Consider the following 23,748-nt stretch of genomic DNA (forward strand, 5'->3'; position numbering starts at 1 on the left):
CGCCTGAGGCAAAGGAAATCCCCCATCCGGGTTCGGATGGGGGATTTTTCCGTATCGGGCATCGGTGCGGGTGCCCGCGCCGGCGGCGCCCCGCACCGTCCCATGACTGTCCCGTCAGTGGACGACGGTGACGGTCGACTCGGCGAAGTTGACGATCTGACGGGAGACCGAGCCGAGGAAGTGCGCGTCGAGACCGCTCAGGCCGCGCGAACCGACCACCAGATGGCTCGCGTAGCGCGACGCGGCGATCAGGCCCTTCGAGGCCGGGATGTGGAACGCGTGCGACTGCACGGCGAGCCCCTCCGGCACGGCGGTGGAGGCCATGAGCCCGGCGAGCAGCTCCTCGGCGCGGCGCTGGCCCACTTCGATCGGCGCCACCGAGTTCTCGTATCCGGGCACCGGGCCCAGATCCTTCAACTGCCAGCAGAACAGCACGTGCAGCGGGGAGTCGTGCACCTGCGCCTCGTGCATCGCGAACGCCAGCGCGCGCTTCGAGGTCTCCGAACCGTCCACGCCGACCACGACCGGACGGCGCGACTCCTCGACCACGCCCTCGCTGGGCACGTAGTGGATCTTCTCGTCGACCGGCGTCAGGGCGTTGGCGATGTCGTCGGTCACGGTCTCGTCCTCGCCGCCGGCGAGCCTGACCACGGTCACCGGCGCCTCCGCGGCCTCGGCGAGCGAGGCGGAGAGCGAGCCCAGGAACCAGCGGGCCACGCGGCCGAGCGAACGACGGCCGACGACGATCTGCTGCGCGTCCTTGCCGATCTGCAGCAGCGCGGCCGTGCCCGACGCCTTCACCGACGTGAGCTTGAGACGCTCGGGATCGAAGTCGATGCCCTCGCTCGCCTCGTCGACCCAGCGGCGCAGCTGCTCGGCGATGCCGCGGCGGACCTCCGCCCAGCCCTCCTCGCTGTCGGGCTCGGCGCCCATGTCCCATGAATGCGTCCAGCCGAACACCGCGTTGACGGTCTGCCCGGTGAGCGCCGCCTCGCGCATCGCCCACTTCAGCGCGGCGAACGACTCGTCGGACCCATCGACGCCGACCACGATGTCTGCGCCGAACTCAAGTGCGGTCATCATATGCCTCCTTTGGATATGCGTGTGACTGCATGTACCTCCAGCATAACGGCCCATCTACGTTTTGAGCGGAATATGGGCGCCGAAGTCGCCAACGTCACCGCGAATCGCTAGACTTGCGGGCAGTGTCAATTGAGGAAGGACAAGTATGTTCGAACGGTTTACCGACCGTGCTCGGCGCGTGATCGTGTTGGCGCAGGAAGAGGCCAGATCCCTTCAGCACAACTACATCGGCACCGAACATCTCCTGCTCGGCCTGATCCGCGAGGGTGAGGGCGTGGCGGCCAAGGCGCTCGCCGCGAAGGGCGTCGAGCTCGACGCCACCCGCAAGCAGGTCGAGGAGATGATCGGCAAGGGCAACGCGACGTCCAACGGCCACATCCCCTTCACCACGCACGCCAAGCAGGTGCTCGAGCTGAGCCTGCGTGAGGCGCTGCAGCTCGGCCACAGCTACATCGGCACCGAGCACATCCTGCTCGGCCTGATCCGCGAGGGCGAGGGCGTGGGCACCCAGGTGCTCATCAAGATGGACGTCGATCTGGGCGAGCTGCGCTCGACCACCATCGACATGATCCGCGGCAACTCCGGCACCGCCGACGCCAAGGGCGATCTGGCGAACGCCGGCGGCGTGGCGGACAAGGCCAACAAGACCGGCTCCGCCATCCTCGATCAGTTCGGCCGCAACCTCACGCAGGAGGCCGCCGAGGGCAAGCTCGACCCGGTCATCGGCCGCTCCAAGGAGATCGAGCGCGTGATGGTGGTCCTGTCGCGCCGCACGAAGAACAACCCGGTGCTGATCGGCGAGCCCGGCGTCGGCAAGACCGCCGTCGTCGAGGGTCTCGCGCAGAAGATCCAGGCCGGCGACGTGCCGGAGACCCTCAAGGGCAAGCAGGTCTACTCGCTGGACCTCGGCTCCATGGTGGCCGGCTCCCGCTACCGCGGCGACTTCGAGGAGCGCCTCAAGAAGGTCCTCAAGGAGATCAAGACCCGCGGCGACATCGTGCTGTTCATCGACGAGATCCACACGATCGTCGGCGCCGGCTCGGCCGACGGCGCGCTCGGCGCGTCCGATATGCTCAAGCCGATGCTCGCGCGCGGCGAGCTCCAGACCATCGGCGCGACCACCACCGACGAGTACCGCAAGTACATCGAGAAGGACGCGGCCCTCGAACGCCGCTTCCAGCCGATCCAGGTGCACGAGCCGACCGTCGCCGAGACCATCGAGATCCTCAAGGGTCTGCGCGGCCGCTACGAGAACCACCACCACGTCACCATCACCGACGGCGCCCTGCAGTCGGCCGCCGAACTGTCGGCGCGCTACATCCAGGACCGCAACCTGCCGGACAAGGCCATCGACCTGATCGACGAGGCCGGCGCGCGTCTGCGCATCAAGCGTCTGACCACGCCGCCGGAGCTCAAGGAGCTCGAGGACAAGGTCGCCAAGGTCTCCGCCGAGAAGGAGCAGGCCGTCAAGGACCAGGACTTCGAGAAGGCCGCCTCGCTGCGCGACAGCCTCGAGAAGATGCAGGCCGACCTCAAGGCCAAGCAGACCGCATGGCACGAGGGCGAGACCGACGCCAAGATGGTCGTGGACGAGGACGTGATCGCCGAGGTCATCTCCTCGACCACCGGCATCCCGGTGTTCAAGCTCACCCAGGCCGAGTCGAAGAAGCTGCTCAACATGGAGGCCGAGCTGCACAAGCGCATCATCGGTCAGGACGAGGCGGTCTCCGCCCTGTCCCGTTCGATCCGCCGCACGCGTGTGGGCCTCAAGGACCCGAAGCGCCCGTCCGGCTCGTTCATCTTCGCCGGCCCGACTGGCGTGGGCAAGACCGAGCTGGCCAAGACCCTCGCCGAGTTCCTGTTCGACGACGAGGACGCGCTGATCCGCGTCGACATGTCCGAGTTCTCCGAGAAGTACGCCGCGTCGCGCCTCTTCGGTGCGCCCCCGGGATACGTCGGCTACGAGGAGGGCGGCGAGCTCACCGAGAAGGTGCGCCGCAAGCCGTTCTCCGTCGTCCTGTTCGACGAGATCGAGAAGGCCCACCCGGACATCTTCAACACGCTGCTGCAGGTGCTCGACGACGGCCATCTGACCGACGGCCAGGGCCGCAAGGTGGACTTCAAGAACACCATCATCATCCTGACCACCAACCTGGGCACGCGCGACATCGCCAAGGCCGCCAACACCGGCTTCAACCTCGGCGCGAACACCGAGTCCAGCTACCAGCGCATGAAGGATCAGGTCTCCAGCGAGCTCAAGCAGCAGTTCCGCCCGGAGTTCCTCAACCGCCTGGACGACATCATCGTGTTCAAGCAGCTCACCGAGCCGCAGGTGCGCCAGATCGTCGACCTCGACGTGCGCCAGCTCAACGACCGCCTGTTCGACCGCCACATGTCGCTCGAGCTCACCGACGCCGCCAAGGACCTGCTCGCGCAGAAGGGCTTCGACCCGCTGCTCGGCGCCCGTCCGCTGCGCCGCGTGATCCAGCGCGACATCGAGGACGCCATCTCGGAGAAGATCCTGATGGGCGACCTCAAGGACGGTCAGCGCGTGGTCGTCGACGCGGAGGGCGAGGGCATCCTCGGCGAGTTCACCTTCAAGGGCGAGACGTTCGAGGAGCCGGCCAAGGCCGATGACTCCGGCGAGGGCGACAAGCCCGAGCTGGTCGGCGCGGACGCGTCCGGCGACGCTCCGGCGGAGGGCGACTCCCCGCAGGAGTGACCGCCGGGCCACCGATAGGACGATGAAGGGCCTTACGATTCGCATGAATCGTAAGGCCCTTTCGTTTGTTTGGCGGCTCAGGCGGAGAAGTCCACTTCGCCGAGTTTCTCGATGAGCTTCATGTTCTCGGAGTAGTCGACCGGGCAGGCGATGATGTCGATGCCCGATCCGGAGCGCAGCGCCGCGCGCAGCGTCGGGTACAGCTCGTCGGCCGACTCGATGAGGTGGCCCTTCGCGCCGAAGCTCATGCCGAGCGCCACCACGTCCGGGTTGTTGAAGTCCACGTACTCGTGGGAGCCGTCGTGGATGTCCATCTTCCACTTGATCAGGCCGTACGCCTCGTCCACCCACACGAGGATCACGATGCGGGCGCCCACGCGCACCGCGGTCTCGATCTCCTGCACGTTCATCATGAACGAGCCGTCGCCCATCACCGCGAGCACCGGGCGTCCCGGGTTCTCGAGCGAGGCGGCCACCGCGCCGGGCAGCGTCCACGCCATCGTCGACAGGGAGTTGTCGATCACGCACGTGTTCGAATAGTAGGTGGGGTAGAGGCGCGCCATCCACATCTTGAGCGCGCCCGTGTCCACCAGCGCGATGTCGGTGTCCATCTCCATCGCGCGACGCGTGTCCGCGACGATGCGCTGCGGCTTGAGCGGGAACGAGTCGTCGTCCGCGTAGGACTGGTACTCGCCCTCCAGCAGCTCGTGGATCTTCGGATGCGACACGCCGAACGTGACGTGGTCGCGCTCCAGCGCGGCGATGAGGGCCTTCAGCGTCGCGTCGATGTCGCCCATGATGTTGAGGGCGGTCGAATAGTGCGCGTCCGTGTCCTCGATGAACGTGTTGATGTGGATGATCGTCTTGTCGTCGTTCGGGTTGATCTTCTTCGGATCGAACTGCTGGATCGAGAAGCCCACCGCGATGATGAGGTCCGCTTCGTCGAACGCGAAGTTCTCGTAGTCGTGCCGCATGAAGCCGACCACGCCGAGCGCCAGCGGGATGCGGTCGGAGATCACGCCCTTGCCCTCGAACGTCGTGGCCACCGGCACGTTCAGCTGCTCGGCCAGCGCGAGCAGACGATTCTCCGCGTGCCCACGCGCCACGCCGTTGCCCGCGAGGATGATCGGATGCTCGGCGCCGCGGATGATGTCCACCGCGCGGGCGATCGTGTCCTCGGTCGGGGCGAAGCTCATCGGATGCGGCAGCGGCAGCGGACGCGCACCCTCGGGCGCCGGCATCTCCGCCACGTCCTCCGGCAGGATCAGACAGGTCGCGCCCGGACGGTTGCGCTGCGCGATCGAGAACGCCTTGCGCACCATCTCCGGCACCGACGCCGGCTCCATCACCATCGACGTCCACTGGGTGAGCGGACGGAACACGGAGACCAGATCCACGATCTGATGCGACTCCTTGTACAGTCGCGTCACATTGCCCTGCGCGCAGATCGCGACCAGCGGCACCGTGCTCGCGTTCGCCTGCGCGACCGGCAGCGTCAGGTTCAGCGCGCCCGGGCCGAGCGTCGCCAGACACACGCCCGGCTTGCCGGTCAGGTGGCCCTGCGTGGCCGCCATGAAGCCCGCGCCCTGCTCGTGACGCGTCAGGACGAAGCGGATGCGCCCGTCTCGTTCGATCGCCTCCATCAGCGGGATGTTCTCCTCGCCCGGGATGCCGTACATCGTCTCCACGCCCTCGTTGACCAGACATTCGACGAACAGGTCGGCGACGGTGCGGATGTGTTCCTTCTTGAGAGTTGTTTCGTTCACGGGTGGGAATGTAAACGGACAATGTTACGGCCGTATGTTGCGTCCCACATCTTCCGGGCACCGACGCGTCGGCGGAAGTTCACCTCAGGGCCGCATGCGCCACCGTGTGCGTTCAACCGGCGGGCATAGCGTGGGAGGCGTGAGCAGGATGAAGACGAGCCGGCGCACGATGGCCGGCGGGCGGCCGGGTGCCGCCATCTCGATCATGATCGCGATCATCGCAACGGCTTTCGCGGTTCCCGTCGCCTCGGCGACGAACCCGGGAGCCGTCCCCTTCTCCGGCGTCGGCGCGCAGGACACACGCACCGTGACCGTCGCCGGCATCACCGACTTCCACGGCCACGTCGAACGCGGCGAGGCCAACGCGGCCGCCTTCGCGCTCGCCGACGCGCACAATCCCGGCAACGTCGTGCCGGTGTCCGCCGGCGATCTGGTCGGCGGCAGTCCGTACGAATCGGCCTTCGAACAGGACCGTCCGACGCTCGCGATGGCGCGCGCCTGGGGACTGACCGTCTCCGCGATGGGCAACCACGAGCTCGACAGGGGAGTGCGGGACTTCAACAGGCGCATCGCCGACCCCGCCAACGGCATCGACTGGCTGTGCGCGAACGTCGCCGCCGCCAACAAAGCCAAGGGCGGACGGCTCAGCCATGTGAGGGACTACGTGATCCGCGAGGTCAACGGCAAGCGCGTCGCGTTCGTCGGCGCGCTGACCGACGCGCTCGGCGCGGTCGCGACGCCGGCGATCACGCGCGACGCCGATCTGGGGGAGAGCGCCGTCCACGCCATCAACCGCGTGGCCGACGCCCTGAGCGACGGCGACGAATCCAACGGCGAGGCCGACGCCGTGGTCGCTCTGCTGCACGCCGACGCCTCGGCGGCCGAGGGGCTCGAACCCGGCGAGGCGCTCGACCGCAACGTCGACCTCGTCTACACCGGGCACAGCCACGCCGTCAAACGCGGGCGCACCGCCGCCGGCGCGCCGGTCATCGAGGCCGGATCGTTCGGGCGGCAGATGGCCGTGCAGGACCTCGTCATCACCGGAACGGGACGTCGGGCGAAGGTCGACGTGCGCGACGTGGACCTCGGCAACGGCATGGTCGAGAACGCGAACGCCGCGGGCGTGTACGACCTCGCCGGGCTCGAGGGGGCGCACGTCGGACAGGCCGCGTGGCGGTCGGCCGGCGCCGGCGAGACCGCGCCCGTCGTCACGCGCACGCGGGACATCTACCGCACCGCCTCGGCCCGGGCCCGGCGCGTCGGCTCGCGCGTCGTCGGCACGGTCGCCAGGGACGCGTACTTCGGCAAGGTGCCGTCGCACGGCGTCGAAAGCGCGCTCGGCATGCTGGTCGCCGACGCCGAACGCGACGCCGTGCGACGCGCGTTCTACGCGGGGGAGCGCATCCCGGTGGTCGGCTTCTCCAATGACGGCAGTCTGCGCACGAGATCGCTCGACGCGAACGGCGACGGCAGGATCACCGTGCGCGAGGTCGACAGCATGATGGCGCTGCAGTTCAAGGTCGCCAAGCGCGTGCTCACCGGCCGCCAGCTCAAGGCCGTGCTCGCCCAGCAGTGGCGGTCGCACGGAGGCCGACTCGCCGTGAACAGGCTCGGCGTGTCGTCGAACGTCTCCTACCGGTACGTGGCCGGGGGTGGGGCGCCGCTCGTCACGGGGGAGCGGCGCGCGGACGCCGGCCACGTGTCGATCGTCGACCTGCGGATCGATGGACGGGCGATCGACGACGACGATCTGGTGATCGCCGCGTCCAACTCCTTCCTGCTGCAGGGAGGCGACCGCTACACCGCGTTCCGCGCGGGCGCCGACTACGTCGAACTCGACGAGGGATACGGGCAGGCGCTCGTCGACTATCTCGGTCGGCATCCGAAGATCGACATCGCGGCGCCCGTGACCGGCACCGTGCTGGTGTGACCCGCGCGGGGCGCGCGGAGCGGCCGTGATACGGGAGGACCCCGACCAATCCGATGGGGATGGGTCGGGGTCCTTCGCGTGTGCCGTCACGCCGCCGGGGCGCGACGATGCGGCGTCAGTTCGTCACTTCACCGCGTTGAGCCACTGCTCCTTGGTGGCCTTCTCGGCCTCGAGCTTGGCCTTCTTCTTCGGGTCGGACTCGGCGGCGATCCTCTGGTCGAGCTCGGCCAGCTGGGCGTTGAGCTGCTCCTCGAAGCTGGACTTGCGGGCGTCGGCCTCCGGATCGGACTGCTTCCAGGCGGCGTCCTCGACGGCCTTGATCTGCTTGTCGACGGCGTCGAGACGGCCCTCGATGCGGCGCATGTCGTCGCGCGGCACGTAGCCGATCTGATCCCACTCCTCCTGGATCTTCGCCAGCTCCTGACGGGCGTGCTTGGCGGCCTTCTCGTCGGAGACCGGAACCAGCGCCTCGGCCTTCTTGAGCAGCTCCTCCTTGGCGGCGAGGTTCTGCTTCTCGTCGGCGGAGATCTGGTCGCGGTCGGCCTGACGCGCGTTGAAGAAGGCGTCGGCGGCCTCGCGGAACTGCGCCCACAGGGCGTCGTCCTCGTTGCGGCCGGCGCGGCCCGCCTGCTTCCAGCGGTCCATCAGTTCGTTGAACTTGTGGGAGGTCTCACCCCAGGCGGTCGAGTCCTTGAGCTCGTTCGCCTCCTTGATGATCTCCTCCTTGATGGTCTTGGCCTCCTTGCGCTCGTTGTCGCGCGCCTGGGCCCACTTGCGGCGGCCCTGGTTGAAGGTGGTGCGAGCGGCGGAGAAGCGCTTCCACAGCTCGTCGGCGTCCTTCTTGTCGATGCGCACGTTGTTGCGCTGGTGGGCCTGCCACTCGTCGAACAGGGCGCGGAACTTGTCGGCGGTGGAACGCCAGTTCGTGTTCTCGCCCAGGGAGGCGGCCAGCGCCTCGGCCTTCTCGACGATCGCGGTGCGGCCCTCGATGGCCTTGGCCATGGCGGCTTTGCGCGCCTCGGCGATCTCGCCCTTCTTCGCGGCGCCGGCGGCCTGCAGGGCCTCGAACTGGGCCTTGAGGGCGGCGAGGTCGCCCACGACGGCCGGCGAGGCGGTCTCCTCGGCGAGCATCTTGAGCGAGTCGTCGATCTCGCGCGGCTTGATGCTGCGGGACTTCAGACGGGACTCGAGCGTGTCGAGCTTCGCCTTGAGGTCCAGATAGCGGCGCGCGTACAGGGCCAGCGCCTCCTCCTTGGAGACGTCCGGGAACTGGCCGACCTCGCGCTCGCCCTCGCCGTCCTTGACGAAGACGGTGCCGTTGTCGTCCACGCGGCCGAAGGACTCGGCCTGCTTGACGTCGGCCTCGGAGAATCCGGCGGGGGAGGGGGCGGCGACACGCGCGGCCGGAGCCTTCTTCGCGAAGGCGGCCGGGGAGGGCGCGTGCGGTTTCGGCATCGCGCTCGGCTTGGGGGCAGCGGGCTTCGCTGCCTGCTCGGTCGTCTCGGTGGTGTTCACGGGTTCGGTGGCGTTTTCGTCGGCCATGGCCAGCTCCTTACAGCTTGGAAGTATGTGCGGTGTGCGCCCAACATCATGGAGAATTCCGCGATGTTGACGCAACCCTCACCTATTATATTGATTTCGTGGCTAAAGGCGCATCAATATCAGGATTTCCAGAGTGGCTCCCCTCTGAACGCGTTGTGGAGCAGCGTGTCATCGACACGCTCCGTGAAGTTTTCGAGCTCAACGGCTTCCTCGGCATCGAGACCCGTGCCGTCGAGACCGGTGCATCCCTGCTGAAGAAGGGCGAGACCAGCAAGGAGATCTACCTGCTGTCCCGTCTGCAGGAGGTCGGTCATGAGTCCGACACCCCGATCGAGGAGCGGCTCGGCCTGCACTTCGACCTGACCGTGCCGCTGAGCCGGTACGTGGTCGAGCATTCCGGCCAGCTCGCCTTCCCGTTCAAGCGTTGGCAGATCCAGAAGGTCTGGCGCGGCGAGCGTCCGCAGGAAGGCCGCTTCCGCGAGTTCGTCCAGGCCGACATCGACGTGATCGGCCAGGGCGAGCTCCCCGACCACTACGAGGTCGAGCTGCCGCTGGTCATGGTCTCCGCCCTCGAGCGCCTGCGCGGGTTCGGCCTGCCCAAGGCCACCGTGCACGCGAACAACCGCAAGCTGTCCGAGGGCTTCTACCGCGGGCTCGGTCTGACCGACGTCGAGGGCGTGCTGCGCGAGATCGACAAGCTCGACAAGATCGGCGCCGACGAGGTGTCCCGACTGCTCGTCGAGAACTGCGGTGCCGACGAGGCGCAGGCCAAGGCCTGCCTCGAGCTCGCCGAGCTGACCGCCGCCGACGGCGCGGAGCTGGCCTCCAAGTTCGACGCCCTGTGCGCCGCGCACGGCATCGCGAAGGACTCCGAGGCGTACACGCTGGCCCGCCAGGGCCTCGACACGCTCGCGATGATCGTCGACGAGGCCGCCGCCATCCGCCCCGGCTCGGTGATCGCCGACCTCAAGATCGCGCGCGGACTCGACTACTACACCGGCTCCGTGTACGAGACGTTCCTCGACGGCGCCGCGTCGCTCGGCTCGATCTGCTCCGGCGGACGCTACGACAACCTCGCCTCGCAGGGCAACCGCAAGTACCCGGGCGTCGGCCTGTCCATCGGCCTGAGCCGACTGGTGAGCTACATGCTGCACACCGCCGGCGCGCACGCCAACCGCGTCTCCCCGGCGTCCGTCCTGGTCGCCGTGTGGAACGAGGAGGACCGCGCGGGCTCCAACCGCATCGCCGCCGCGCTGCGCTCGCGCGGCATCGCGGCCGACGTGGCCCCCACCGCGGCCAAGCTCGGCAAGCAGATCAAGTACGCCGACAAGCTCGGCATCCCCTACGTGTGGTTCCCCGGTCAGGAGGGCGCGGGCGACGAGGTCAAGAACATCGTCACCGGCGATCAGGCCCCGGCGGACGCCACGTCGTGGGAGCCGGATACTGTTAATGCCCGGCAAACCGTTGTAATTGGCTGATTTCCGTCGTCGAACCGCACGGAAACCAACGTTGTCAATCACTGAAAGAGGAAGCATGAGCCAGACGGCTTACAGAACACACCATGCCACCGAGGTCACCGAGGCCCTGGTCGGTCAGAAGGTCACCCTGTCCGGTTGGGTCGACCGTCGCCGCGACCACGGCGGCGTCGCCTTCATCGACCTTCGCGACTCGACCGGCCTCGTGCAGGTCGTCATCTACGACGAGGAGGTGGCCCGCCCGCTGCGCAGCGAGTTCGTCATCCAGGTCACCGGCGAGGTCCGCCTGCGCCCGGACGGCAACGAGAACACGCATCTGGCCACCGGCAAGATCGAGGTCGTGGCCGAGAACATCGACATCCTCGCCAAGTCCGACGCCCTGCCGTTCCAGGTGTCCACCGCCCTCGAGAACGAGTCCGAGAACAAGCTGCCGGGCGAGGACGTGCGCCTCAAGTACCGCTACCTCGACCTGCGTCGCCCGTCCATGCAGCACAACCTCAAGCTGCGCTCCGACATGGCCAAGGCCGCCCGCCACGCGCTCGAGGACATGGACTTCACCGAGGTCGAGACCCCGACCTTCATCAAGTCCACCCCGGAGGGCGCGCGCGACTTCGTCGTGCCGGCCCGCCTCGTGCCGGGCTCCTGGTACGCCCTGCCGCAGTCCCCGCAGCTGCTCAAGCAGCTGCTCATGGTCTCCGGCGTCGAGCGCTACTACCAGCTCGCCCGCTGCTACCGCGACGAGGACTTCCGCGCCGACCGCCAGCCCGAGTTCACCCAGCTCGACATGGAGATGGCGTTCGTCGACCAGGAGGACGTCATGGCCATGGCCGAGAAGGTCATCGCCGCCATCTGGAAGTCCGCCGGCTACGAGGTCACGCTGCCGCTGCCGCGCATCACCTGGCAGGACGCGATGGACAAGTACGGCTCCGACAAGCCGGATCTGCGCTTCGGCAACCCGCTCGTCGAGCTCACCGACTACTTCAAGAACACGCCGTTCCGCGTGTTCCAGGCCCCGTACGTGGGCGCGGTCCTGTTCAAGGGCGGCGCCTCCACCCCGCGTCGCCAGTTCGACGCGTGGCAGGACTGGGCCAAGCAGCGCGGCGCCAAGGGCCTCGCGTACGTGTCCTTCACCGACGACGGCGAGCTCAAGGGCCCCGTCGCCAAGAACCTGTCCGACGAGGAACGCGCCGGCCTCATGCAGGCTGTGGGCGCCGAGCCCGGCGACGCCGTGTTCTTCGCCGCTGGCTCCCGCGAGTCCTCCCAGCTGCTGCTGGGCGCCGTCCGCGTCGAGCTCGCCTCCCGCGCCGGCCTGCTGGACCCGAAGAAGTTCGCCTTCACGTGGGTCGTCGACTTCCCGCTGTTCAAGCCGACCGACGATCCGGACGACGACGACGTGGCGGTCGGCCACTCCAAGTGGACCTCCATGCACCACCCGTTCACCATGCCGAGCAAGGACTGGATCGACAAGTTCGACAAGGATCCCGAGCACGCCATGTCCGATTCCTACGACATCGTCTGCAACGGCGAGGAGATGGGCGGCGGTTCCGTGCGTATCCACCGCGACGACATCCAGGACCGCGTCCTCAACGTCCTCGGCATCGGCTCCGAGGAGGCCAAGGAGAAGTTCGGCTTCCTGCTTGACGCCTTCAAGTTCGGCGCCCCGCCGCACGCGGGCATCGCCCTCGGCTGGGACCGCACCGTGTCGATCCTCGCCGGCGCTGACTCCATCCGCGACGTCATCGCCTTCCCGAAGGCCGGCGGCGGTCGCGACCCGCTGACGGGCGCCCCGGCCCCGATCTCGGCCGAGCAGCGCGCCGAGACCGGCGTCGACTACGACCCGGATGAGGACGAGGACTGATCCTCCTCTGATTTGAGGGCGGAACCCATGTGGTTCCGCCCTTTTTCGTCAAGCCTCCGGTTCCCGATTTCCGCGCTTTGGAAATGGGGAACCGGAGGCCTGTTCATATGCACACGGGAATCGTTGCTGTTCCGCCGTTTCACCGATCCTTCACTGTGAGGTTCCGTGCGATTCCGGTTCCCCATTTTCCAAGGCCGAAAATCGGGAACCGAACACCCGCTCGAGGAACCAGCTGTCATGGGAGGCGACGACCAGCGCGCCCGGGTAATCGGCCAGCAGCCGCGCCAGCGCCTCCTTGGACGACAGGTCGAGATGGTTCGTCGGCTCGTCCATGACGATCAGCTGCGGCCGGCCCGGCAACGACAGACACAGCAGCAGCTTGCGCAGCTCCCCGGGCGACGGCTCGCCGTCCGCGAGCAGCCGGCCCGGATCGGCGTTGAGCCGCGCGTACGCGCCGAGCACGCGCGACCGGTCCACGGACGGCATCGCACGCAGCCGCTCCAGCGCGCGGACGGCGTCGACGTGGGTCGTGTTCTGAGCGAGAACCAGCCGCGGCACGTCGGCGGCATGGGCGAGCATCGCGCGCAGCAGCGTCGACTTGCCGGTCCCGTTCGGGCCGGTCACCGCGACGTGGTCGCGCGGTCCGATCGAGATCGTCGGGATCGCAAGCCCCGTGGCCGGAATACCGTCGGCGGGCGGCGACAGGCTGATGCGGTCCCCGGAGACGTCGGCACGGGCCAGATCGGCCGCGTCGAGATCCGCGGTGTGCGCAGGCGATGTGACGTCCGCCCCCGTCGGTCTTGTTGCGTCGCCTCCGTACGGGGTCTGTGACTCCGGGACGGCCCCGGTCGAACGGTCGGCCGGTTCATACCGCCCGTCGAACCGGATCACGCCCGGTTCGAGCCGCATGAGTTCGCGTCGGCGGCTCGGCTCGATGTCGAGCCAGATGTCGCCGTCGTAGCGTTTCGCCGCGGTCGTGAGTCCTTCCACGCGCCGGCGCGCCGCATCGAGACGCCCGTCGAGCTGCGTGTACTGCCGTGTCGTCGCGGCGCCGAGCGTCGGACGGCCGTACTTGAGCGCGGCCCGGGCGTCATGGTCCTTCGGATCGATGCGACGGCCGCCCCGTTTGGCGGCATCGAGCCGCTGCACGTCCGCGAACCGCCGCGCCTTGACCGACTCCAACCGCGCGGTCTCGCGACGGGCCGCATCCAGCGCGGACGCATCGGCGGCGTCGCGCGCGTCTATCAGCCGCGCGGCCCGCGTGTATCCGCCGGGATATGCGTCGGCGACGGTCACGTTGCGCGAACCAACATGCCGGCGCGAGAGCACCACGCATCGGTCGCACGTCGCGTCGATGAGCGCCACGTCGTGCGACACGACGATGCCGATGCCGCGGAACCGGCGCATCGCGGCGATGATGCGCTCGCGCGTCCCCGTGTCGACGTGGTTGGTCGGCTCGTCGAGGATCAGCACGTCCGGACGACCGGCGAGCGCGCAGGCGATCTGCATGCGCTTCCTCTCGCCGCCGGAGAGCGTGTCGTACCGGTACGGCCAGTCGTCGCCGAGGCCGAGAGCGTCGCGCAGGGCGATTGCCTCGGGCGACCAGTCGGTCGCGAAGTCGTCGAGATTCGCCGGGGCCATCGTGACGTCCTGCGGGCAATAACCGACGATCAGTCGTTTCGGATCGGGGGCGACGGTCCCGCCGTCGGGCAGCAGGGTCCCGCGCGCGATGGCCATCAGCGTGGATTTGCCGATGCCGTTGTCGCCGAGCACCGCGCTCCAGCCGCGAGGGAACGACACGTCGATGTCCGCGAACAGTGGTTCCGGCGCGTCCGGATAGGTGAAGGTGACGCCGGTGAGGGTGAGGATGGATGGTTGCATGAGATCACGCCTTGTCATTCGGGCGTGCCGGGATGATCGGTCGATGACGACGGTAGGGAACCTAGGGGATTCGGCGGCCGGAACCTTGCCACGGCGCGTGGCATCGCACGCGATGAGGGAAATCGTCGGCGAGGGCATCGCCACGTTCGTCTCGGGAAGGTGTCGGACCGCTGATGGATGACGCACGGCGGCACGCTTCGGCGCGTGGTTCCGCTGCACTACCGTCATCCCTCACAGGCGCAATGTAACTTCGTTCCTTCCGTGCGGGCCCCTTGGCATATGGGAAACCCTTGTCCGTCGCGGCTCATCGTACACGGGAGAACCGACCAAACGCCGGTTCCCGATTTTCCAAGGCCGAAAATGGGGAACCGCTCACTCATCCGCCGGCATGAACCGCCCGTCGATGAGGTAGTAGATGCGGCCGTCGTTCCCCTGGTAATGCGCTTTCGCATCCCGTTCGACGCTTTTCCTCATCGACGTGTTGGATGCCGCCGACCCGTCGTGCGGCATCCTCAGGAACATGCGTTGGGCGAGGTCGGGCCAGTCCGAGTCCCCGATCTCCATCGACGACACGCCTCCCGCCTCTCGCAGGGCGCGTAGTCGTGTCCTTCCGTCCGACACGTCGAGGTCGGCGGTCCACGTCGACTCGCCGCCGGAGTCCATGACGATGCGCCCGCCCTCCAGCGACCGGTAGAACTCCTCGCCGAACGCGTAGACGTACGCATGCACGACGTCGCCGTCGCGCGTCCAGTCGAGGATGCGCACGCGGGAGAACGAGCGCGGGTCGTCGCCGACGCGCACCGGCGCGCAGCCGTCGTCCGACGATGCGCCATCATCGCCCGTCGGGGCGTTCCCGACCGGGGTCCGGCAGTCCGTCACGTAGCCGCCGCCGTCCAACCGCGACGACATGTCCTCCAATCCCCGCCGTTCGAGTTCGCGCGTGACGACGTCGAGCGCCCGGCGTACGTCGAACGGCGGGTCGTCGATTTGTCCCGGTCCGATTTCGGCGTGCGCGTAGCCGCCGCCGTCATCGAACCGGATGGCCGACGTGCGATACCACAGCCCGTGATAGTCGGTCCGAGTGCCGCCCACGATCGCGCGGGACGAGCGCAGCGCGAACAGCGGCGCCCGTCCGGTCAGCCAGCGGTGCGCGTCCGCACCGGCGCATCCCGCGAACGCGATGGCGAGCGCCAGCAGAGCCGCGACGGCGATCGGCACGACATGTTTCCGGCCGCGGCCGCGCGGACGGACGGCCGTTTCGGCGCCGTTCCCGTTATTCCTGGTCAATGTCCCGTTCATGCCTTCAGTATCGGGTGCGGGCCATGCCCGGGCAACGCCCCATACAGATTTCCTGTACGTTCTCCCGAACGAACGGCGGATGTGCTTTCCGCCGCTTCCGGGACATCGTCGAACTTCCGATCCCCGCACCGTCCCGACGGGGAATCGACGCCGCAGCCGGTGCGTGATAATGGTGTTATGACGACGATCGCGATCGTGGACAACGACCGGTTCGCGCTGCCGATGCTCGCGCGGACGATCGGCCGGGCGCTGCCCGGCGCGCGCATCCTGTGGACGGAGTCGACCGGGAGCGCGGCGGTCCACCGTTGCCTAGTCGGCGGCGTCACCGCCGTTCCGGACGTGCTCGTCATGGACATGTCCCTGACGGACATGGACGGCGCCGAGGCCTGCCGGCGCATCCGCGAGGCGTCCGCACGTCCCGCGGTCCTCGCGATCACCTCGTATGCGCCGGATCATTACCGGCGTGCGGCCGCGGACGCCGGCGCGCAGGGCCTCATCGGCAAGGACGTCTCGCCGCGCGAGCTCGTCGACGCCATCAGGCTCGTCGCGACAGACACGCCGATGGAGGGGTTCCGTACGGCGGCCGACGCTCATGGGGCGCTGTCCGCGACGGCCCGGCGCAACGCGGGGTTGTCCGCGAGGGAACGTCAGGTGCTGGAGCTGTACGCACGCAATCTCGGCACGGAGGAGATCGCCGATGAGCTCGGCATCCGCCCGTCGACCGTGTTCGTCGTCCTGCGACGTGCACGGCTCAAGCTCGGCGCGTCGTCCCGGGCCGAGGCGATCCGCCTGTTTCTGGGGGATGGCCGGCGCTGATGCGGAGCATGGCCCCGGCGCGCCCTACCGCCGCACGGATCATCGCCCGGCGGTCGCTCCCATCATCGTCGGGCGCGGTCGTCGTGTTCCGGAGCCTCGCCCGTTTCCGTTCCATCGGTGCCGGCTCGTCCGTCATCGTCCGGACGGTCGAGCGTGTCGATTGCCTGATACGTGGCGGCCATCGCATGGCGGATCATGTCGCGGATGCCGCGCAGCTCCGCCGACTGGCGTTCGTCGAACCCGAACTCGTCGGAGTCGAGGTCGGTGTTGATGCGCATGACCGCGTTCGCGAGGTCGTTGGTGGCCCGGTCGTGCAGCGTGGCGGCGATGTGTTCGCGCTCGCGGCGTCGTCGGGCGCGTTCCCGGGCGTGCAGCCGCTCCGACTGCCGGCGTGAGACGACGGCGAGCAGGATGGCGCACAGGAGATAGGCGAAGGCGACGACCGCCGAATCGGATACGCCGAATCCGAACAGGACCCGACGGTCGACGAGCAGCGCGGTCACGGCGAGTCCCGCCGCCAGCACCGCGGCCCAGCGGCCGTCCCTCCAGATGATCATGACGGCCGGGACCATCGCGACGAGGAACGAATACGACATCGGGAACGGGGAGACGAGTCCGACGCACGCGACCATCGCGACCAGCCACGCGCCGGAGCCGGGCCGGACGGCCAGCGCTGCGAGCGCGGCCGACGCGACCAGCGGCATCAGCAGGTACGACAGATGGAAGACCGTCGGCCAGCGCAGGACGGCCTCGACGACCACGCAGACGGCGATCGCGGCGCAGACGACGGGCAGACGGTTCCTCATGGGTCCATTATCGGCCATCCCGGTTCCCGATTTTCGTGCCTTGGGAACGGGGAACCGGAATCGCACGGAACCGCACAGTGAAGGGTTGGTGAAACGGCGGAACCGCAACGATTCCCGTGTGCGTATGAACAGGCATTCGGTTCCCGATTTTCAAGGCGTGAAAATCGGGAACCGGGCGGGGCGCGTGTAACCGGTTATAGGTGATTCCTATGGGGGAGACGGCGCGGCGGGGCGCGACGCCGCTATGCTGGGCGGGACGATGCCGGATGCGGCCGCCCGGACGTCATGGGCCCGGCCGGGTCCGGATTGACTCGGCCGGGGCGATCGGCCCGCCGGAACGGCGTGGCGGGTCGTGCGGCGCATGGGATGAAGGGGGACATATGACGTTGGAGATTCTCGACTGGCACGACGGCGACCTGCTCGCCAAACCGGTGTTCGACAAGCTGAACGCGCTGGTCGCGGCCGGCGTGCCGGAATCCAAGATCCTGGGCGTGACCATCAACTCGGACGAGGAGTCGGACACCGACCTGTGGTGCCCGAAGTACGGCATCCCGTTCGGCATCACCGGCAACGTGGTGGTCGTCCACACGCACAAGACCCGCAAGGCGCCGCCCGAGTTCGCGGCCGCGTTCGTCACGGCCGACACCCGCGCCGACCTGAACGGCGTCGTCAAGCACACGCTCGAGGTGTCGAAGGTGAGCTTCGCGCCGATCGACGCGGCCGTCGAGGCGACCGGCATGGAGTCGGGAGGCATGTCGCCGATTGGTCTGCCCGACGGGTGGCCGCTGCTCGTGGACCAGCACATCCTGTCCATCCCGAAGCTCTACCTCGGCTCCGGCATCCGCCCGTCGAAGCTCGTGGTCGACGGGTCGATCTTCGCCGACATCCCGGGCGTCGCGTTCGTCCCGGCGCTGGGCAAGCCGCGTCCGACCGTGTGAGGCGGTCGGTCCCGCGAGTCGGTCGGACTGACCGGCGGGACCGCCGGCGGGGTTGTCGACGGGGCCGGTGCCTGTCGCGCCGGGGTTTCCGACCGCGTGAGGCGTCCTGATGTGAGCGCTCACGCCTTCCGCCCCGTCCGCGGCCGTCCATCGCTGCGTCTCATATGGTGGACGCAAGGTATCCGTTCGGTAGCCAACCGTTAACACGTTGTGGTTATACTGCCGGGCTATGTCAGAAAAAGAAGAAGAAAAGCGCCCCGTGGCGCCCCTGGTGCCGGGCGACGAACCCGGCCGTCCGCTCGTCGAGCTGACCCACGTCGAGAAGCACTTCGGCGACCTGCACGTCCTCAAGGACATCAACCTCAAGGTCAACAAGGGCGAGGTGCTCGTCGTCGTCGGCCCGTCCGGCTCCGGCAAGTCCACCATGTGCCGCACCATCAACCGCCTCGAGACCATCGACTCCGGCGACATCCGCATCGACGGCAAGGCCCTGCCCCAGGAGGGCAAGGAGCTCGCGAGCCTTCGCGCCGAGGTCGGCATGGTGTTCCAGTCGTTCAATCTGTTCGCCAACAAGACCATCCTCGAGAACGTGACCCTCGCCCCCGTCAAGGTCCGCCACATGGACAAGAAGGAGGCCGAGAAGCTGGCCATGGACCTGCTCGCCCGCGTGGGCGTCGACTCGCAGGCCAACAAGATGCCGTCCCAGCTCTCCGGCGGCCAGCAGCAGCGCGTCGCCATCGCCCGCGCCCTGGCCATGCGCCCGAAGGTCATGCTCTTCGACGAGCCGACCTCCGCGCTCGACCCCGAGATGGTCAACGAGGTGCTCGACGTCATGGTCGAGCTCGCCCACGAGGGCATGACGATGATCTGCGTCACCCACGAGATGGGCTTCGCCCGCAAGGCCGCCGACCGCATCGTCTTCATGGCCAACGGACAGATCCTCGAGGAGAACACTCCCGACGAGTTCTTCGACCACCCGCGCACCGAGCGCGCCAAGGACTTCCTGTCCAAGATCCTCACCCACTGATCCGGGCGGGGGAAGCGAAGAAGGAAGACCACATGTTCAATCTCACCACGCATATGAAACGGACGGCCCGCCGCGTCATCGCGGTCGTGGCCGCACTCGCCTGCACGATGTCCCTCGCGGCGTGCGGCGAAAGCGAGGAGGGCAAGATCCGCATCGGCATCAAGTTCGACCAGCCGGGCCTGGGCTTCAAGAAGTCCGGCACGTACGTCGGCTTCGACGTGGACGTCGCCAAGTACATCGCCAAGAAGCTCGGCTACTCCGAGGACGAGATCGTCTGGAAGGAGGCCCCGTCCAAGCAGCGCGAGGCCATGCTCCAGAACGGCGACGTCGACATGATCCTCGCCACCTACTCGATCACCGACGAGCGCAAGAAGGCCGTGTCCTTCGCCGGCCCGTACTTCGTGGCCGGCCAGGACCTGCTCGTGCGCAAGGACGACCACTCGATCAACGGCCCGGAGGACCTCAACGGCAAGCGCCTGTGCTCCGTCACCGGTTCGACCTCCGCCGCCACCGTCAAGGAGAAGTTCGCCTCCGAGGTGCAGCTCATGGAGCAGCCCGGCTACGCCGAGTGCGCGACCGCCCTGTTCTCCGGCATCGTCGACGCGGTGACCACCGACGACATCATCCTCGCGGGCCTGGCCTCCGCGTCGCGCGGCAAGCTCAGGGTCGTGGGCAAGCCGTTCACGCAGGAGTACTACGGCGTCGGCATCAAGAAGGGCGACACCAAGTTCGCCGCCCAGATCAACAACGCGATCGTCGACATGATCCAGGACGGCTCGTGGAAGCGCGCCGTCGCCGACAACACGAAGGGCACCTCGTACACGCCGGACGTGCGCTACAACCCGCCGACGCCGAACGAGGGGGAGGGCGACTGACGATGAACGGATTCCTCGAACTCTTCAGCCAGTACGACGTGCTCGGCGCGTTCCTCGTGAACATCGAGCTGACCCTGTGGTCCGCCCTGTTCTCGACGATCCTGGGCGTCATCCTCGTGATGATGCGCATCTCGCCGATCTCCTCCATGAGGGCCGTGGCCGGCGCCTACGTCGAGCTGTTCAAGAACCTGCCGCTGACGATCATCATGGTGTTCATGGTTCTCGGCGCCTACGCGCAGTTGAAGCTCACCTTCTCCGACACGTTCGCCACGAACTTCTTCTGGCTGGCCGTCACCGGCCTGAGCCTGTACACCGCGGCGTTCGTGTGCGAGTCGCTGCGTTCGGGCATCAACACCGTGCCGCTCGGCCAGGCCGAGGCGGCGCGCGCGCTGGGCCTGAACTTCATGCAGTCGGCCACGCAGATCATCCTGCCGCAGGCGTTCCGCGGCTCGGTCGCCCCTCTGGGCAACACGCTGATCGCACTGCTCAAGAACTCGACCGTCGCGGCCGCGGCGTCCGTCTCCACCGAGACGTCGTCGCTGATGAGCCAGATGATCGAGTTCCGCCCGGACGTCATCATCCAGATCTTCCTGATCTTCGCGTTCGGCTACGTGATCCTGATCATCCCGATCGGCATGCTCACCACGTACCTGTCCAACAAGCTCGCCGTCAGGAGGTGACGTCATGGCCGATACTTCCAATTCCGTCCTGTTCGACGCGCCCGGCCCCAAGGGCCGCCGCCGCATCCGCACCCTCAACTGGGTGGCCGGCATCGTCTTCGCCATCGTCGTCGTGCTCATCCTCATGCGATTCCACAACCCGCCGGACGGCGAGAACCAGCTGAGCTGGGAGCTGTGGAAGCCCGCCGTCGACCGCGAGGCGTGGACCGACTTCTACCTGCCGGGCCTGTGGATGACCATCCAGGCGACCATCGTCGCCGTGGTCGGCGCCGTCGTCTTCGGCCTCGTCTTCGGCGTGGGCCGTCTGCTGCCGAGCGTGCTGCTGCGCGGCGTCTCCGGCGTGATCGTCGAGTTCTGCCGCGCCGTGCCGGTGCTGCTGCTCATGATCTTCTTCTGGCGCTGGTTCGCGTTCGCGGGCCTGCCGAGCCCGTCCTACTGGGCCGTCGTGATCGCCCTGATCCTGTACAACGGCTCCGTCGTCGCCGAGCTCGTGCGCTCCGGCGTCGGCAACCTGCCCAACGGCCAGCGCGAGGCCTCCCTCGCCCTGGGCCTGACGGAGACGCAGTCGCTGCTCTCCATCGAGGTGCCGCAGGCCGTGTACGCGATGCTGCCGGCCGCCGTCACCCAGCTGGTCGTCGTCCTCAAGGACACCGCGCTCGGCTCGATCATCATGTACACCGATCTGCTGCAGGAGTCGCGCCGACTCGGCTCGATGTACTTCAACATCCTGCAGACGCTGGTCATGGCCGCGGTGATCTACTTCATCGCCTGCTGGCTGCTCTCTCGCCTGGCCGAATGGCTGCCCGAGCGCATGCAGCAGCGCACGGCCGCGCCCGCCGAACCGGAGCCGGTCGCGCCGATCGCCATCATGGACCCGTCCAACGTCAACCAGATCGCCGTGGCCAAGGAGGTCGAGGAGCTGCCGCTCGGCGGCGCCCCGCGCCAGTACCATGTGCATCACCGCGGCACCAACGCGTCGATCCGCAACTGGCGCCGCACCTGCTACGAGCAGGGCTACGACGAGACGCACCCCGAGTCGCAGGTCGACCCGGAGACCGGCGTGCCGTTCCGCGAGGAGAAGGCCAAGTCCCACAACAAGGGCGACTCCTCGGGCCACGGCCACGACGCCGACCGCAAGGACCAGTACGGCCACGGCGAGAAGCACGAGCGCGCCGCGTTCAAGCCGCACAACGACATCGGCAAGAAGGGTCACGGCGATCTGGGCGGCCGGCCGAAGATCTGAGCCGAGGCTCGGATTGCGCTAACCCGGTACGAAGAGTTCACCCAGAGTTCTAACTGGGCTCGCGCTACGTAGCGAAACGGCGGATAGGTTGGGAGACGTGAAACTCCCCAGCCTGTCCGCCGTTGTCGTATCCGCCGAATCCGCCGTGCCCGCATCGCCCGTGTCGTCGTCCGTGTCGTCACCCGACCGGGCGCGCGCCGGTCGTCGCGCCGTCTCCTGCCGCCGCGCCTCCCGTCTGATTGCCGTCTGCTGCGCCCTGATGGTCATCGTGCCGCTCGCCATCGCCGGAGCGCTCGCGGGCCCGCTGCCCGCCGCCCGCGCCGACCAGCTGCCGAATCCCGACTGGGTCGCGCTTCTGTCCGACTACGAGAAGGACTACTGGCAGGCGCCGAAAAGCGCGAAGCAGGGCGGCAAGGTGCTCGACGTCGACGCGATGCGGCGCGACGAGGACCTCGCCGTCGAGATCAACCACCTCGGCGCGAAGGGCTCCGGCAGGGACGGGCTCACCCCGCAGCGCAAACGCGCCCTCGTCGACTCCGACCTCTACCCGAGGGAGACCATGCCCGACGCGCTCGGCCCCGTGCTCGGCCGCTACATGACCGAAGGCATCAACGAGCACAAGCTGCAGCTCGTCGTCGACCTGTTCCGCTTCAACGTCGCCTCCACCTACCAGTCGAAACGCGCCGCCATGCACCCGCGCCCCTACCTCGACCGCTCGGTGAGCACCTACGACGGCGTCAACGACCTCGCCGGACTCCCCGCCACGCTCGACATCAGGGAATCGCCCTCCTGGGGCGAGCACATCCCCGGCTACTCCAACCTGCAGAAGAACAGCTCCTACCCGTCCGGACACACCACGATGGCGTACTCGTGGGGCGTGGCGCTCGCCGGCATGATCCCCGAACTCGCACCGCAGATCATGGCGCGCACCTCCGAGGCTGGCAACAACCGCATCGTGCTCGGCGTCCACTATCCGCTCGACATCATGGGTGGGCGCATCGGCGGGTCCGCGCAGAACGGCCAGTACTGGCACAACGACTTCGCCGACGCCGTCGTGCCGGCCGCGAACCAGCTGCGCTCGTACCTGACCTCGCGGTGCAGGGCCGACGGCCACGGTTCGACATTGGCCGCATGCATCGCGAACCTCAAGGCCGGCTCGACCGGCGGGTACGCGAACGGCTTCCTCGACCCGGTCGCGACCGAGAAGGTTCGGGACCGGGCGTCCGCGACCCGCGTCTACACCGCGCGCATGACCTACGGTTTCCCGCAGGTGAAAGGCGAGTCGGGCCGTCCGTTCACCGCGCCGCGCGGCGCCGCCGACGTGCTGCGCCTCGCCTACCCGCAGCTCCACGCCGATCAGAGGAACGCGATCCTGAAGGCCACGGCGCTCGACTCCGGCTATCCGCTGTGGCGTTCGAGCGACGGCTGGCAGCGCATCAACTGGGCCAAGGCCCTGTGCGCCCGCGTCACGCTGGACGACAACGGCGACGTCGTCAAGGTCGAGACCGCCGACGAGGCGTCGATCAACGGGCCGAGCGTCGTCAACGCCCAATACGCCGACAACGGCGAACATCCCGCCTCCGACGCCGCGGCCGGCGAGAACGAGCTGAAGTCCGCCGGTCCCGGCCTCATCCTCGTCGACGTCCACCGCCGCGCCCTGATCGCCGTCGCCATCGGCACCGTCGCCGCCCTCATCGCCTCCCTCGCGATGCGCGTGCGCGATCGGCGCGAGGGATGATACCGTCCGTTGCGGCACTCTGCACCTGATTCATTCATTCCATCCGCCCCGTCGGCGGTTGGGAGGCGT

At 68.1% G+C, this 23,748-nt stretch carries 17 protein-coding genes; 11 read left to right on the top strand and 6 right to left on the bottom strand.

Translation table 11 applies throughout. The features are described from left to right. Positions 1-114 precede the first annotated feature (114 nt). Entirely contained in the window at positions 115-1,080 is a 966-nt protein-coding gene (locus JS528_RS06400) for a universal stress protein (protein ID WP_214358296.1), read from the bottom strand. Between the two features lie 148 nt (positions 1,081-1,228). On the opposite strand from JS528_RS06400, the gene JS528_RS06405 reads away from it, so the two are divergent. Continuing rightward, positions 1,229-3,805, top strand: coding sequence for an ATP-dependent Clp protease ATP-binding subunit (locus tag JS528_RS06405; protein WP_214358254.1), 2,577 nt, complete (start codon positions 1,229-1,231; stop codon positions 3,803-3,805). Positions 3,806-3,882: 77 nt separating this feature from the next. Here the strand turns inward: JS528_RS06405 and JS528_RS06410 are convergent, their stop codons facing one another. Continuing rightward, entirely contained in the window at positions 3,883-5,571 is a 1,689-nt protein-coding gene (locus tag JS528_RS06410; RefSeq protein ID WP_214358255.1) for an acetolactate synthase large subunit, read from the bottom strand. Between the two features lie 148 nt (positions 5,572-5,719). On the opposite strand from JS528_RS06410, the gene JS528_RS06415 reads away from it, so the two are divergent. Next, positions 5,720-7,501: a bifunctional metallophosphatase/5'-nucleotidase gene (locus JS528_RS06415; protein ID WP_214358297.1), complete on the top strand. Its 1,782-nt coding sequence runs from the start codon at positions 5,720-5,722 to the stop codon at positions 7,499-7,501. A gap of 123 nt (positions 7,502-7,624) precedes the next feature. Here the strand turns inward: JS528_RS06415 and JS528_RS06420 are convergent, their stop codons facing one another. Next, positions 7,625-9,043, bottom strand: a complete 1,419-nt coding sequence (locus JS528_RS06420; RefSeq protein ID WP_214358256.1) for a DUF349 domain-containing protein — start codon at positions 9,041-9,043, stop codon at positions 7,625-7,627. 98 nt (positions 9,044-9,141) lie between these two features. Between JS528_RS06420 and hisS the strand changes: the two genes are divergently transcribed. Together hisS and aspS are read left to right on the top strand one after the other, a co-directional pair. After that, positions 9,142-10,521, top strand: coding sequence for a histidine--tRNA ligase (gene hisS, locus JS528_RS06425; RefSeq protein ID WP_214358257.1), 1,380 nt, complete (start codon positions 9,142-9,144; stop codon positions 10,519-10,521). 55 nt (positions 10,522-10,576) lie between these two features. After that, complete coding sequence (aspS, locus tag JS528_RS06430; RefSeq protein WP_214358258.1) at positions 10,577-12,376, top strand: aspartate--tRNA ligase; 1,800 nt, start codon at positions 10,577-10,579, stop codon at positions 12,374-12,376. Positions 12,377-12,526: 150 nt separating this feature from the next. Here the strand turns inward: aspS and JS528_RS06435 are convergent, their stop codons facing one another. After that, positions 12,527-14,257 (bottom strand): ATP-binding cassette domain-containing protein, encoded by a 1,731-nt coding sequence (locus JS528_RS06435; protein WP_240541370.1) that lies wholly within the window; start codon positions 14,255-14,257, stop codon positions 12,527-12,529. Positions 14,258-14,629: 372 nt separating this feature from the next. Then, the gene (locus tag JS528_RS06440) at positions 14,630-15,544 is read right to left on the bottom strand and encodes a hypothetical protein (RefSeq protein WP_214358259.1); all 915 of its coding nucleotides are present in this window, start codon (positions 15,542-15,544) and stop codon (positions 14,630-14,632) included. Positions 15,545-15,733: 189 nt separating this feature from the next. On the opposite strand from JS528_RS06440, the gene JS528_RS06445 reads away from it, so the two are divergent. Further along, positions 15,734-16,372, top strand: coding sequence for a response regulator transcription factor (locus JS528_RS06445; protein WP_214358260.1), 639 nt, complete (start codon positions 15,734-15,736; stop codon positions 16,370-16,372). A 62-nt stretch (positions 16,373-16,434) separates the two neighbouring features. On the opposite strand, the gene JS528_RS06450 is transcribed toward JS528_RS06445, so the two are convergent. After that, entirely contained in the window at positions 16,435-17,178 is a 744-nt protein-coding gene (locus JS528_RS06450) for a sensor histidine kinase (RefSeq protein ID WP_214358261.1), read from the bottom strand. 380 nt (positions 17,179-17,558) lie between these two features. Here JS528_RS06450 and JS528_RS06455 point away from each other — a divergent pair, with 380 nt between their 5' ends. The 6 genes from JS528_RS06455 to JS528_RS06480 all read left to right on the top strand — a co-directional run bounded on the left by JS528_RS06455 (position 17,559) and on the right by JS528_RS06480 (position 23,679). After that, on the top strand, positions 17,559-18,116 hold the full coding sequence (locus JS528_RS06455; protein WP_214358262.1) for a YbaK/EbsC family protein: 558 nt from the start codon (positions 17,559-17,561) through the stop codon (positions 18,114-18,116). Between the two features lie 229 nt (positions 18,117-18,345). After that, complete coding sequence (locus JS528_RS06460; protein WP_240541371.1) at positions 18,346-19,143, top strand: amino acid ABC transporter ATP-binding protein; 798 nt, start codon at positions 18,346-18,348, stop codon at positions 19,141-19,143. A gap of 32 nt (positions 19,144-19,175) precedes the next feature. Then, entirely contained in the window at positions 19,176-20,018 is an 843-nt protein-coding gene (locus JS528_RS06465; protein ID WP_214358263.1) for a glutamate ABC transporter substrate-binding protein, read from the top strand. A 2-nt stretch (positions 20,019-20,020) separates the two neighbouring features. After that, positions 20,021-20,698 (top strand): amino acid ABC transporter permease, encoded by a 678-nt coding sequence (locus JS528_RS06470; RefSeq protein ID WP_214358264.1) that lies wholly within the window; start codon positions 20,021-20,023, stop codon positions 20,696-20,698. 4 nt (positions 20,699-20,702) lie between these two features. After that, on the top strand, positions 20,703-21,941 hold the full coding sequence (locus tag JS528_RS06475; RefSeq protein WP_214358265.1) for an amino acid ABC transporter permease: 1,239 nt from the start codon (positions 20,703-20,705) through the stop codon (positions 21,939-21,941). Positions 21,942-22,200: 259 nt separating this feature from the next. Then, the gene (locus JS528_RS06480) at positions 22,201-23,679 is read left to right on the top strand and encodes an acid phosphatase (protein ID WP_214358300.1); all 1,479 of its coding nucleotides are present in this window, start codon (positions 22,201-22,203) and stop codon (positions 23,677-23,679) included. The last annotated feature ends 69 nt before the right edge of the window (positions 23,680-23,748 follow it).

This window comes from Bifidobacterium santillanense (assembly GCF_018555385.1).
Classification (GTDB): domain Bacteria; phylum Actinomycetota; class Actinomycetes; order Actinomycetales; family Bifidobacteriaceae; genus Bifidobacterium; species Bifidobacterium santillanense.

What these genes read in the sequence shown, in the direction of transcription:
- JS528_RS06450 (WP_214358261.1), bottom strand. Translation starts at nt 17,178, where the DNA reads ATGAGGAACCGTCTGCCCGTCGTCTGCGCCGCGATCGCCGTCTGCGTG.
- JS528_RS06445 (WP_214358260.1), top strand. Translation starts at nt 15,734, where the DNA reads ATGACGACGATCGCGATCGTGGACAACGACCGGTTCGCGCTGCCGATG.
- JS528_RS06455 (WP_214358262.1), top strand. Translation starts at nt 17,559, where the DNA reads ATGACGTTGGAGATTCTCGACTGGCACGACGGCGACCTGCTCGCCAAA.
- JS528_RS06415 (WP_214358297.1), top strand. Translation starts at nt 5,720, where the DNA reads ATGAAGACGAGCCGGCGCACGATGGCCGGCGGGCGGCCGGGTGCCGCC.
- JS528_RS06405 (WP_214358254.1), top strand. Translation starts at nt 1,229, where the DNA reads ATGTTCGAACGGTTTACCGACCGTGCTCGGCGCGTGATCGTGTTGGCG.
- JS528_RS06480 (WP_214358300.1), top strand. Translation starts at nt 22,201, where the DNA reads ATGGTCATCGTGCCGCTCGCCATCGCCGGAGCGCTCGCGGGCCCGCTG.
- JS528_RS06420 (WP_214358256.1), bottom strand. Translation starts at nt 9,043, where the DNA reads ATGGCCGACGAAAACGCCACCGAACCCGTGAACACCACCGAGACGACC.
- JS528_RS06400 (WP_214358296.1), bottom strand. Translation starts at nt 1,080, where the DNA reads ATGACCGCACTTGAGTTCGGCGCAGACATCGTGGTCGGCGTCGATGGG.
- JS528_RS06460 (WP_240541371.1), top strand. Translation starts at nt 18,346, where the DNA reads ATGTCAGAAAAAGAAGAAGAAAAGCGCCCCGTGGCGCCCCTGGTGCCG.
- JS528_RS06475 (WP_214358265.1), top strand. Translation starts at nt 20,703, where the DNA reads ATGGCCGATACTTCCAATTCCGTCCTGTTCGACGCGCCCGGCCCCAAG.
- JS528_RS06470 (WP_214358264.1), top strand. Translation starts at nt 20,021, where the DNA reads ATGAACGGATTCCTCGAACTCTTCAGCCAGTACGACGTGCTCGGCGCG.
- JS528_RS06435 (WP_240541370.1), bottom strand. Translation starts at nt 14,257, where the DNA reads ATGCAACCATCCATCCTCACCCTCACCGGCGTCACCTTCACCTATCCG.
- aspS (WP_214358258.1), top strand. Translation starts at nt 10,577, where the DNA reads ATGAGCCAGACGGCTTACAGAACACACCATGCCACCGAGGTCACCGAG.
- JS528_RS06465 (WP_214358263.1), top strand. Translation starts at nt 19,176, where the DNA reads ATGTTCAATCTCACCACGCATATGAAACGGACGGCCCGCCGCGTCATC.